We start from the raw sequence: 11,540 nt of genomic DNA on the forward strand, positions 1-11,540 counted from the left end.
CAACATTCCGGGCCGAAACGGCCCCACCGAACTGGAGAGAGAACATGATCGAACTTCGCAAAGCAGACCAACGTGGCCGCGGTGAACATGGCTGGCTCAGCTCGCGTCACACCTTTTCGTTCGCGAACTACTACGACCCGAAGCAGACCGGCTTCTCGGACCTGCTGGTGATCAACGACGACCGCGTCGCTCCGGCGCGCGGCTTCGGCAAGCACCCGCACCGCGACATGGAAATCTTCTCGTACGTGCTGGAAGGCGCGCTCGAACACAAGGATTCGATGGGCACGGGTTCGGTGATCGTCCCCGGCGACGTGCAGCTGATGAGCGCCGGCACGGGTGTGGCGCACAGCGAGTTCAACCATTCGGCCGATCAGCCGGTGCACTTCCTGCAGATCTGGATTGCGCCGAACGAGAAGGGCGCGCAACCGCGCTATCAGCAGAAGAACATCGCCGATGAGGAAAAGCGCGGCAAGTTCCGCCTGATCCTCTCGCCGGACGGCGCCGACGATTCGCTGCTGCTGCGCCAGGACGCCCGCGTCTACGCCGGCCGCCTCGACGGCGCGGAAAGCGCGAAGGTCGAGATCGGCGCCGAACGCCACGCCTATGTGCACGTGGCACGCGGCAGCGTGAAGCTCAACGGTGTGGAAATGAGCGAAGGCGACGGCGCGCGGATCCGCTCTGAACGCGAACTGACCTTCACCGACGGACACGATGCCGAAGTCCTGGTGTTCGATCTGCGTAATATCGAAGTGTCGGAACTCTGGTCGTAAGCCCTGCACGCCAGGGCGTGCAAACCGGAGTCAGGCGGCCTGTTTCGACGTGTCGACGGTATCGACGTCATGGATCGACAACGATGCGAACGAACTCAGGCCGCCGCCCGGCGAGCGCGCAAATCAAGTCAATAACTTAAACGCCTCAATCAAATTTTTCGGAGAAATACACCATGCGACATAACCTGTTCGGGCAAGGCAACGATGCCGTCCTGCTGGTCTCGCGCATCCTGCTGGCCGCCCTGTTCGTGCTGTTCGGCTGGTCCAAGATCACCGGGTTCTCCGGCACGGTCGATTACATGGCGCACGTGGGCGCGCCCGCGCCGATGCTCTCGGCGGTGATCGCCGTCGTCATGGAATTCGTCGTGGGCATCCTGATCATCGTGGGCTTCTATACGCGTCCGCTCGCCGTGCTGCTCGCGCTCTACACCGTGGCGACCGCGATCATCGGCCATCACTTCTGGAACATGACGGGCGCCGACCAGATGGCGAACATGATCAACTTCTACAAGAACGTGAGCATCGCGGGCGGTCTGCTGGCCCTCGCCGTGGCCGGTCCGGGCAAGTTCTCGATCGACCGGCAGTAAGACGACGGGCCGACGCTCCGCGCCGGTCAAGCCGAAGGAAACGCGCCGCGACGCAAGGCTCTTGCGAAGCGGCGCGTTTTTTATTGTGCGGCGGGCTTCGCGGCGCTCGCCCATCGGCCGGACGGCATAGGCTATTTGACCGAATTGTCGAACGCCCGCCGGCCATGCGAGGATGCTCCGAACCCCACAGGAGTCAGGAGCGCCCCATGCAGCACTCGCACGACCCGCAGAACCCGCAGGCCCCGCACAATCCGCCATACCGTGGCGTGAATCGCGAACGCGCGCAGCGCGTCCTGGCGCGCGAGCGCGAAGCGTTTGTCGCCGCGCGCCCGAAGTCACGCGCGCTCTCGGAACAGGCGGCGCGGCATCTGCTGTTCGGCGTGCCGCTGCACTGGATGAACGACTGGTCCACGCCGTTCTCGCTCTATGTCGATTCCGCGCGCGGCGCGGCTTTCAGCGACGTGGACGGCCATCGCTATATCGACTTCTGTCTCGGCGACACAGGCGCGATGTTCGGCCACGCACCGCCCGCCGTGGCGCGCGCGCTCGCGAAGCAGGCCGAACGCGGCTTCACGACCATGCTGCCCGGCGAAGATGCGGTGGCGGTCGGCGCGGCGCTCGCCGGACGCTTCGGTTTGCCTTACTGGCAATTCGCCATGACCGCGAGCGACGCCAACCGCTTCGCGCTGCGCTGGGCGCGCGCGGCCACGGGGCGCAACGTCATCGTGGTGTTCAACGGCTGCTATCACGGCACCGTCGACGACGTTTTCGTCGACCTGGTCGACGGCGTGCCCACTCAACGCGCGAGCCTGCTCGGCCAGGTGCACGACCTGCTGCCGCATACGCGCGTGGTGGAGTTCAACGACCTCGCGGCGCTCGAACAGGCGCTCGCGAATGACGACGTCGCGTGTGTGCTCGCCGAACCGGCCATGACCAACGTCGGCATGGTGCTGCCCGAAGCAGGCTTCTGGCGCGACGCGCAGGCGCTCATCAAGCGCCACGGCGCGCTGCTGCTGATCGACGAGACCCACACCATCAGCAGCGGCCCGCGCGGTTACGCGCGCGAGCACGGCATCGAGCCCGACCTGTTCGTGCTCGGCAAGCCGGTGGGCGGCGGCGTGCCGTGCGCGGTATACGGCTTCAGCGCCGGCCTCGCGGGACGCGCGCAAAAGGCCAAGCTCGATGCGCCGCCGGGCCATTCGGGCATCGGCACCACGCTCACGGCCAATGCGCTGTCGATGAGCGCGATGCGCGCGACGCTCGACGAAGTAATGACCGAAGCCGCCTATGCGCAGATGTTCGCGCTCTCGGAACGCCTGGCGACGGGACTCGCCGCGATCATCGAGACGCACGCGCTGCCGTGGTGCGTGACGCGCGTGGGCGCGCGCAGCGAGTTCCAGTTCTGCGCCACGCCGCCGCGCAACGGCAGCGAAGCGCGCGCCGCCATGGACGACGAACTCGAACACGTGATCCATCTCTATCTGCTCAATCGCGGCGTGCTGATCACGCCGTTCCACAACATGATGCTGGTGTGTCCCGACACCACGGCGGGCGACGTCGACCGCCTGCTCGCGGCCTTCGGCGACTGCGTGGGAGAACTGTGCGCGGCGTAAGCCAGCCGCATGCGTGAGTTGCTATGCTTCGCCGGCTCGCGGCGTCGCCTTGGCGGCACGCCGTGTTACGACGTTGTCGTTTACTTTTGTCATTGTTTTCAGCCCGACTTTTCCAGCACGCGCGATGTTCGACCCGCAAGAAAATCTGTCCGCCTATCTCACTTCGCTCCAGCAATCGGCGCTCGGCGCGCTCAAGCGCTTGCCGCTCAAAAGCCGCGCCGCGCAAGGCACGCTGATGGCATTGCGCGCCGTGTGCGGCGCAGGGCTCGCGTATGCCATCGGCCGCGCACTGCACACCGAGCAGGCATTCTGGGCCGCGATCACGGCCATCGCCGTCACCCAGCACGACTACGCGGACACGCTCGCGCAGTCGCGCGACCAGTTCATCGGCGCCATCGCGGGCGGCGTGGTGGGCTTCGCGGCGGCCACGCTCGGGCCCGAAAATTTCACCGCGTATCTGGTGGCGGTGGCGGTCGTCATCATCGCGTGCTGGTGCCTGCGCGTGAGCACGGCGGCACGCCTCGGCGCGATCACGACCACCATCGTGCTGCTGGTGCCCACGCACGGCCCCGTGTGGGACGTGGCGCTGTTCCGGGTGGCCGAAGTGGCAATCGGCATGGCCTGCGCGGTGCCGGTTTGCTGGGTGTTTTCGTTGGTGGAAAGGAAGTGGCTACATGTTTGAGCAGGGGGCGCGAAGAAGGGCCTGATGCCTCGTCCGAAGAAAGAGTCGCCCCACGCTCTCAACCCTCGCGAAATAATCCATCTCCGTTCGCTGCGCAATCCTCAGCCGATTAGCGGCGATAATCAGCAGCGTCGTGCCGATGGGCCTGCGCCGAAGCCTCGGCCTGGTGCGGCTGCTGCGCGCGGTCACCGCGCAATTGCCCCCGCAGGCGCGAAATCGTGCGAAACTCCGGGCCGCGCCCACGTCGGCGCACGAGATTTCGACCGATTTTCGCCACCATCAGCGCCGCGCAGCCATCCGGCCGCCGCGCGCGTCGCACGACCATCGCACATCCATGAACACCACGACCCGTCATCCCGCCCCGAACGCTTCGTCGCGCAAGACCATTTCTCTGCTGCAGATGCTCGCGCTGATCGCCTTTGGCGGCATCGCTGGCTCGCTCCTGGTCCGTCTGTTCGTCTAAGCGCGGCGCGCCGCACGGGACGCCCAGGAATCCGTTTTCGCTTATGTACAAGAAAGGCGTCGCCCTCGAAATCCAGTTCTCCCCCGAGCGTCTGAACGACGGCGCTGGCGATCCCTACTGGATCGACTTCACGGCTGAAGAAGCCGCCGCGCTGCTCGACACGCTGCAAACCCGGCTCGCGAACCGCGAGAGCACGTCGGCGCCGCTCGTCGTCGCGCTCGACACGCCGCGTGGGGACGCGCTGGCCGAGTCCGCGCAAGACACGAACGCGCCGAAAGCCGCACAAGCGGCCGACGACAGCTTCAAGCAATGGGTCTGTGTGATCTGCGGCTGGGTCTACGACGAGGCCACCGGCGCGCCCGATGACGGCCTCGCGCCCGGCACGCGCTGGGCCGACGTGCCCGACGACTGGCGCTGCCCGCTTTGCGACGTGGGCAAGGAAGACTTCGCGCTGGTCGAGTTCTGAAGCACGCGTTCTGAAGCACGCGCCCCGCGCTCAACGACGCGCGGGGTCATCTACCGACGCCCACGCACGCTCAAGCCCCCTCGCGCCCGTGCGGCTCATAAAACAGCGCGAACAGTTCCGACTGCGAGCTGACGCCGAGCTTGGCGTAGATATGCTTCTTGTGCGCCCGCACGGTCTCGAATGAGATCTCCAGCCGCTCGGCGATCGCGCGCGTCGAAAACCCGGACAAACTCTGCCGCACGACCTCGACTTCGCGCGCGGTCAGCGGCGTGCGTCCGCTCTGCTGCGTGACCGTTTCGAAGCGGCTCGCGTAATCGAGCTCGCGCTCCTCCGCCGATACACGTTCCGCCACGGCTTCGGATTGCGGCGCGCCCTCGGCCTCGTCGGCAGCCACGCGCGGCTCATACGCCAGGCGCTGGCGCATCAACGCAATCACCCACGGCGCGAACATCGCGAACTGCGCCACATCGCGTTCCGTGTAATGGTGCTTTGCGCCCAGCGAAAAAATCAGCGTGCGCCGCGCATCGAGCGGCACGTTGAACTGCACTTCGTCGCCGATGATGTTGCTCTTGAAATAGCGCTGGTAGTAGTCCGTCATGCGGAAGTTGTCGGGCGCGACTTCGGCGAGCGTGATCAGCCCCGCGCGCGGCCTTTCGCATGCGTTGATGTAGAACGGATCGAGCTGGTACATCCCCTCCAGATACGCGCGGAACAAGAGATCCACGGTGCCGTCGGGCATCGGCGACTCGCCGCAGACGAGCGGCGCACGATCGCGCACGAACACGAGCGCCACCCAATTGTCGAAGGCGACGAAGCGCTCGATCACACGAGTCGCGCGGGTCCAGAAATCGGGACCGTCGAGGGCGTCGATCAGCGTCGCGATGTGATGATGGAACGCGCGGTCCTGCCAGTCGGGTTCCATGAGTCCTCCGATCAGGGTACCCCTGCTGGGTAATTCCTGGACAAAAATAACGTGGTGATAATAGCCGCTCCTGATGCTCGCGCGGCCATTTTATAAGCTCAATGCCTCGCGAGCCCGTAGTTAGAGGCAGAATCGGAGACAGACATGCAACTCGAACTCGCGCAAATTCCTCTCGTGGACGGCGCGGTCGCGCCCAACCTCGAACGCACCCTGGACGCCATCGGCAAGCGTCGCGCGGGCACCGACCTCATGGTGTTTCCCGAAGCCACGCTCACCGGTTTTCCCACGCGCGAGAACGTGCGCGACATCGCCGAGACGCTGTCCGGCCCGTCGCTGACCCGCGTGCGCGACGCCGCGCGCGACGCCAATGTGGCCGTCGCCGTGGGCCTCGCCGAACGTGACGGCGAGCGCTTCTACAACACCACCGTGCTGATCGACGAGCGCGGCGAGATCGCGCTGCAATACCGCAAGACGCATCTGTGGGCCACCGACGTCGGCGTGTTCACGCCCGGCGACCGCTACGAAGTCTGCGAATTCAAGGGCATGACGGTCGGTCTGCTGATCTGCTACGACATCGAATTTCCCGAGACCGCGCGCGCGGTCGGCTCGCTCGGCGCCGAAATGCTGGTCGTCACGAACGGCAATATGGATCCGTTCGGCCCCGTGCACCGCCGCGCGATCGTGGCGCGCGCGATGGAAAACCAGATGTTCGCGGCGCTCGTGAACCGTATCGGCGACGGCGACGACAACCTCACGTTCCCCGGCGAGTCGGCGCTGATCAGCCCGTTCGGCGACGTGCTGGCCGAACTGAAAAACGAAGACGCAGTGCTGCCGGTCACGGTCGATCGCGCGCTGCTCGCGCAGAGCCGCGAGCACTACAGCTATCTGCACGACGCGCGCATCGCACTGAATCTCGCCGACGAAAACGACGCGCAGGGCCGCCGCTCGCTCAATATCCGCGCGCGGACGCGCTAAACCAGTTTCACCGCGGCGGCGCGCGCCAGCCTCACGCGCGCCGCCGCGAGCACCCAAAAAATAAAGCAACGAAGCATGGCCCGAACACCGGCCATCGCTCGCGTCAGGCTCGCGACGCGCACTGATTCGCACCCCGAATCAAATTGCGCAGCACGAAACCCGGCGCCTCACTCACGCATGCGCAGAGATCGGCTGGACTTCACTCGCAGATCCTTGCAACCCACCCGCAGCATTTCGGAGACACCTGCATCATGAAGCCATCCTCGCCACCCGCCCAAGGCTCGCGTAGCGCGCGAGAACCGCACCTCAAGCGCACGCTCGGCCTGCCGTCGGTGCTGCTGTTCGGCCTCGCCTACATGGCGCCGCTGATCGTCTACGGCACCTACGGCGTGCTCGCCGGCGCAAGCCAGGACACGGCCGCGCTCGCGTACCTGATCGCGCTCGTCGCGATCGTGTTCACGGCGCTCAGCTACGGCAAGCTCGCGCGTCTGTTCCCGGTCGCGGGCTCCGCCTACACGTACACGCGCAAGAGCTTCAACGCGCATCTGGGCTTCATGATCGGCTGGGCCACGCTGCTCGACTACTTCTTCCTGCCGATGGTGATCTGGCTGATCGGCGCGGCCTATCTGGGCGCCGCGTTCCCGAGCATTCCGGCGTGGATCTGGATCGTCGCGTTCATCGTGCTGACGAGCGGCCTGAACGTGCTCGGCATCGAACTGGCCGCGCGCTTCAACATCGTGCTGATGGTCGTGCAGCTCGGCATCGCCGCCGTGTTCGTCGTGCTCTGCTGCCACTACGCCGCAGCCGCCGCGGGTCCGGGCGGCCTGCTGACCGCACAGCCGTTCTTCCAGCCGCACGTGCCGCTCTCGGCGACGATGGCGGGCGCTGCGATCGCCGCGTATTCGTACCTCGGCTTCGACGCCGTTTCGACGCTCACCGAAGAAACCATCGAGCCCGAAAAGACCATTCCGCGCGCCATCGTGCTGATCGCGCTGGTGGGCGGCGCGATCTTCGTGATCGCCGCGTACACGCTGCAGCTCGCGCATCCGGGCGCCGTGTTCAAGGACCCGGATTCGGCCGCGTTCGAAATCGCGCGCAAGGTCGGCGGCGACATCTTCGTCACGATCTTCCTCGCGGGCCTGATCCTCGCGCAGTTCGCCTCGGGCATCTCGGCGCAGGCCAGCGTGGGCCGTCTGCTCTACGCGATGGGCCGCGACGAAGTGCTGCCCAAGTCGATCTTCGGCTACATCCACCCGCGTTTCCGCACGCCCGCGATCAACATCGCGATCGCCGGCATCGTCGGCCTGATCGCGCTGAAGCTGGACGTGGCCACGTCGACGTCGTTCATCAACTTCGGCGCGTTCCTCGCGTTCACGTCGGTGAACCTCTGCGTGATCCGCCAGTACTTCAGCGGCGCGGCCGGCACGCGCGGCTTCGGCGTGCTCGGCGGCCTGGTGTTCCCGCTGATCGGCGCGGTCACCGACCTCTGGCTGCTCTGCAGCCTGGAAAAAACCGCGATCGTGCTCGGCGTGGTCTGGTTCGTGCTCGGCCTCGCGTACCTCGGCTGGATCACGCGTTTCTTCCGCCGCGCCCCGCCGGAAATGGCGGTCTAAGCCTTGAAATAAGCCTTGAAATAAGCCTCGAAATACAGCGCGTTCCGTACGCGCTGAAATAAAAAACGGCGAGCCGCCCGCATGGGCGCTCGCCGTTTTTCGTTGCACGCGCAACGAGTCCAATCCCGTCAAATCACTGATCGGTCAGGCCCGCCAGCCGCGCGGCGGCCATCACCTCGCGCTTGGTATCGAGAATGTGCCGCTCGATCAACTCGACCACGTCGTCCACAGCGCGCCGTTTGCAGGCGTCGACGATCTCGTAGTGATCGCGCTGCACGTCGCCCTTTTCCGTGTCGAGCGACATGCGCAGATGCGGATAGCGATTGGTCGTCGACAAACAATATTCCTCGATCATCTTGCGCAGCCGCTGGTTGTTCGCGGGCGCGCACAGCGCGAGGTGGAACTGGCGGTTGTACTCGGCCCAGTCGGCGGGCGAGGTCGCGGCGTCATAGGCGGCGAGGATGCGCTTCATCACGTCGATGTCGGCGGCCACCATGTTCGGCACCGCGAGCTTCGCCGCGTAGGTCTCCAGCGCCGCGCGGATATCGAGCAGTTCGCAGATCTCGCGCGTCGACATCGCCATCACCACCGCGCCGCGGTTGAGCTGATAGCTCACGAGCCCTTCGGCTTCGAGCTGGCGCAGCGCCTCGCGCACCGGAATGCGGCTCGCGCCGAAGCGCTCCGCGAGGCTCTCCTGGCGCAGTTGCGCGCCCGGCGGCAGCACGCCGCGCAAGATCTCCTCGCGCAACTGCTCGCGGATGGTTTGAGGCAGCGATCGCTGGTCTTCCTTGCCCTGCACTGTCGTCATGTGTTCGTGTGCGTTTGCGCCAGCCGAACGCCGGCCGACGAAAAAAAGTTGTCGTCGTTTTTTTTGCCTGCCAGAATTGGATACAATCCAATCACTGATGGATACTTGTTGGGACAGAGTGTATCCGTCAATCAATCGATTTGCCGTTGCCGCGTCCTTGTCTGGAGACCGTATGGGATGTTGTAAACATCTGAAAAACAAACAATTTTAGCGTATCCGCCGGACCGCCCCGAGGACGTTGCGGACGCAACGGATTCAGGCCGGATCGAGGACGGTTCGGGCGCCAGCGTGCGCCCGGCGGCCGGCGACGACCGATTCACCCCTATGCAGAACGGCACGCCGCGCATTTCCGTGCGCGGCGCGGGCCCGCCTGCGCCCATGAAAACGTAGAACGCTGAGGAGAGAACCAAGATGGCACGCCACACCACCCCGAGCCTGCGCCTGCGCGCACCCGTCATGATCGCCGCGCTCGCCGGCCTCTGGAGCGCCGCCGCGCTCGCCCAGGGCACGGACGTCAAGATCGGCTTCGCCGCGCCGCTGACCGGCGGCCAGGCCCACTACGGCGCCGACTTCAAGAGCGGCGTGCAGATGGCGATCGAGGACGAAAACGCCACCAACCCGACCATCGGCGGCAAGCCCGTGCATTTCGTGATCGACGCCTACGACGACCAGGCCGACCCGCGCACCGGCACGACGGTCGCGCAGAAGCTCGTCGACGATGGCGTGTCCGCCGTGATCGGCCACTTCAACTCGGGCACCAGCATCCCGGCCGCGCCGATCTACGCGAAGGCCGGCATCCCCGAAATCGCCACGGCCACGGCGCCCGCCTACACGCGCCAGGGCCTGCCGACGACCTTCCGCCTCGTGACCTCCGACGCGCAGCAGGGCAGCGTGCTGGGCGCCTACGTCGTGAAGGATCTGAAGTTCAAGCGCTTCGCCGTGGTCGACGACCGCACGGCCTACGGCCAGGGCGTGGCCGAGGAATTCGCGAAGGCCGTGAAGGCGGCGGGCGGCACCGTGGTCGCGCAGGAATTCACCAACGACAAGGCCGTCGACTTCCGCTCGATCCTCACGCACATCAAGTCGGCCGACGTCGACGCGATCTTCTACGGCGGCGCCGACACGCAAGCCGCGCCGATGCTCAAGCAGATGAAGTCGCTCGCCATGAAGGCCACGCTGATCGGGCCCGACATGGTCCATTCGGCCGAGCTGATCAAGATCGCCGGTCCGTCGGCCGAAGGCGCGCTGGCGTCGTCGGGCGGCAGCCCGCTTGAACAGATGCCGGGCGGCAAGGACTACGTCGAGCGCTACACGAAGCGCTTCAACAAGCCGGTCGAACTGTACTCGCCGTACGCCTACGACGGCACGCGCGCCGTGATCGCCGCGATGAAGAAGGCCAACTCGACCGATCCGCACGTGTTCCTCGTCGCGCTCAAGGCGACCAGCATGAAGGGCGTGACGACCAACGAGCTTGCCTACGACCAGTACGGCGACCTGAAGTACGGCGGCGTGACCGTCTACAAGGTCGTGAACGGCCAGTGGCAGCCGCTCACGACGGTCGGCACGAAGTAAAGCATCGTTCCACGCGGCGATGGGCCGCCCTTCGGGGCGTTCCGGCGCCGCGCGGTCCAGGGGAACAGCCGGCGGTACCCGGCTGCGGCGCGCCAGCGGCGGATCACACTTCTCCGTCCGCCGGGACGCGCGCCGGGTTGACACGGGTTTTCGCTCCACGCGAAAGCCCGTTTTTTTTGGCCATTTTTTTCGCCACGCTTTTGCCGCGCGATGGCGGAGAATAGTATGGTGAGTAGGCGCTCACTTTCGCCATGTGCGTCGTTTTGCCGTGGTTCAGGTGCGCGATTTTGTCTGCTTTCGCTCGTTTTCGGGCCCGCCGATCGCGCCCCCGATACGACCGTTCGGTCGTGGAAACCCGAACCGAACTACAATGCTTGCCGTCCGACGTTTGCCGCCTCGCCTCCTCGAATATGTCCCGTTTTTCCCGAGTTGCCCCGTTTCTGCTGATTCCGCTAGCCGCCGCGCTGGGCGCGTGCTCGTCCGCGAAGCCTAAATTCCAGGACGACCAGCTGTGGAGCAGCGCCCCCAGCCCGTTCTCGCGCAATTTCGCCTATGGCAGCGCCGACGCCTGCGAAGCCTCGCGCCGCGCGCTGCTGAGCCAGGGCTACATGACGACGATGGCCAAGAGCGACACCGTCGACGCCACCAAGAACTTCCAGCCGACCAGCGACCAGCACATCGTCGTGGAGGTGCACGTGGTCTGCACGTCCGGCGACGCGAGCAATTCGAGCATGGTCTACGTGAACGCCGTGCAGAACGGCTATGCGCTGAAGAAAAGCGATACGTCGGCGAGCGTGGGGCTGTCGATTCTGGGGTCGGTTTCGCTGCCGATCCGCTCGAACAGCGACGAAATGGTGAAGATTTCGAGCGAAACGATCCAGTCGGGCACGTTCTACACGCGCTTCTTCGATCTGGTCAGCCATTACCTGGGCACGGTGGCGAAAAGCGAGCCGGTGCCGGGCAGCGGTGCGATCCAGATCACGCCGCTGCCGCCCGAGATCCTGCCCACGACTGCGACGGCAGCGACGAGCGAGACCGCTTCGGCGGGCTCGGCGGCGCCTGCGGCTGC

Annotated in this window: 12 protein-coding genes; 10 read left to right on the forward strand and 2 right to left on the reverse strand. The window is 65.7% G+C overall.

Translation table 11 applies throughout. The features are described from left to right. The first annotated feature begins 44 nt into the window (after positions 1-44). From LDO54_RS26575 to LDO54_RS38940, 6 genes are all read left to right on the forward strand, one after another. The gene (locus LDO54_RS26575) at positions 45-770 is read left to right on the forward strand and encodes a pirin family protein (RefSeq protein WP_224013660.1); all 726 of its coding nucleotides are present in this window, start codon (positions 45-47) and stop codon (positions 768-770) included. A gap of 173 nt (positions 771-943) precedes the next feature. Further along, entirely contained in the window at positions 944-1,357 is a 414-nt protein-coding gene (locus LDO54_RS26580; protein WP_205995712.1) for a DoxX family protein, read from the forward strand. 206 nt (positions 1,358-1,563) lie between these two features. Next, a complete protein-coding gene (locus LDO54_RS26585) occupies positions 1,564-2,970 on the forward strand; it encodes an aspartate aminotransferase family protein (RefSeq protein WP_224013661.1) in 1,407 nt (468 codons plus the stop codon). A gap of 124 nt (positions 2,971-3,094) precedes the next feature. Continuing rightward, on the forward strand, positions 3,095-3,652 hold the full coding sequence (locus LDO54_RS26590; protein ID WP_224013662.1) for an FUSC family protein: 558 nt from the start codon (positions 3,095-3,097) through the stop codon (positions 3,650-3,652). A gap of 139 nt (positions 3,653-3,791) precedes the next feature. Further along, the gene (locus LDO54_RS26595) at positions 3,792-4,115 is read left to right on the forward strand and encodes a hypothetical protein (protein ID WP_224013663.1); all 324 of its coding nucleotides are present in this window, start codon (positions 3,792-3,794) and stop codon (positions 4,113-4,115) included. A gap of 43 nt (positions 4,116-4,158) precedes the next feature. After that, the gene (locus LDO54_RS38940) at positions 4,159-4,581 is read left to right on the forward strand and encodes a rubredoxin (RefSeq protein ID WP_224013664.1); all 423 of its coding nucleotides are present in this window, start codon (positions 4,159-4,161) and stop codon (positions 4,579-4,581) included. A gap of 70 nt (positions 4,582-4,651) precedes the next feature. Here LDO54_RS38940 and LDO54_RS26605 read toward each other — a convergent pair whose 3' ends face one another. Beyond that, on the reverse strand, positions 4,652-5,503 hold the full coding sequence (locus LDO54_RS26605; RefSeq protein ID WP_224013665.1) for a helix-turn-helix transcriptional regulator: 852 nt from the start codon (positions 5,501-5,503) through the stop codon (positions 4,652-4,654). A 144-nt stretch (positions 5,504-5,647) separates the two neighbouring features. Between LDO54_RS26605 and LDO54_RS26610 the strand changes: the two genes are divergently transcribed. Both LDO54_RS26610 and LDO54_RS26615 read left to right on the forward strand, forming a co-directional pair. After that, positions 5,648-6,478: a carbon-nitrogen hydrolase family protein gene (locus tag LDO54_RS26610; RefSeq protein WP_224013666.1), complete on the forward strand. Its 831-nt coding sequence runs from the start codon at positions 5,648-5,650 to the stop codon at positions 6,476-6,478. 251 nt (positions 6,479-6,729) lie between these two features. Next, the gene (locus LDO54_RS26615) at positions 6,730-8,091 is read left to right on the forward strand and encodes an APC family permease (protein ID WP_224013667.1); all 1,362 of its coding nucleotides are present in this window, start codon (positions 6,730-6,732) and stop codon (positions 8,089-8,091) included. Between the two features lie 133 nt (positions 8,092-8,224). Here LDO54_RS26615 and LDO54_RS26620 read toward each other — a convergent pair whose 3' ends face one another. After that, positions 8,225-8,899, reverse strand: coding sequence for a GntR family transcriptional regulator (locus LDO54_RS26620; protein WP_224013668.1), 675 nt, complete (start codon positions 8,897-8,899; stop codon positions 8,225-8,227). Between the two features lie 411 nt (positions 8,900-9,310). Between LDO54_RS26620 and LDO54_RS26625 the strand changes: the two genes are divergently transcribed. Together LDO54_RS26625 and LDO54_RS26630 are read left to right on the forward strand one after the other, a co-directional pair. Further along, complete coding sequence (locus tag LDO54_RS26625) at positions 9,311-10,471, forward strand: branched-chain amino acid ABC transporter substrate-binding protein (RefSeq protein WP_436975693.1); 1,161 nt, start codon at positions 9,311-9,313, stop codon at positions 10,469-10,471. A 410-nt stretch (positions 10,472-10,881) separates the two neighbouring features. Next, a partial coding sequence (locus tag LDO54_RS26630) for a DUF2242 domain-containing protein (protein ID WP_224013669.1) occupies positions 10,882-11,540 on the forward strand: 659 nt, incomplete at its 3' end.

The sequence above is a fragment of the Paraburkholderia tropica genome (assembly GCF_914484835.1).
Taxonomy (GTDB): Bacteria; Pseudomonadota; Gammaproteobacteria; order Burkholderiales; family Burkholderiaceae; genus Paraburkholderia; species Paraburkholderia tropica_A.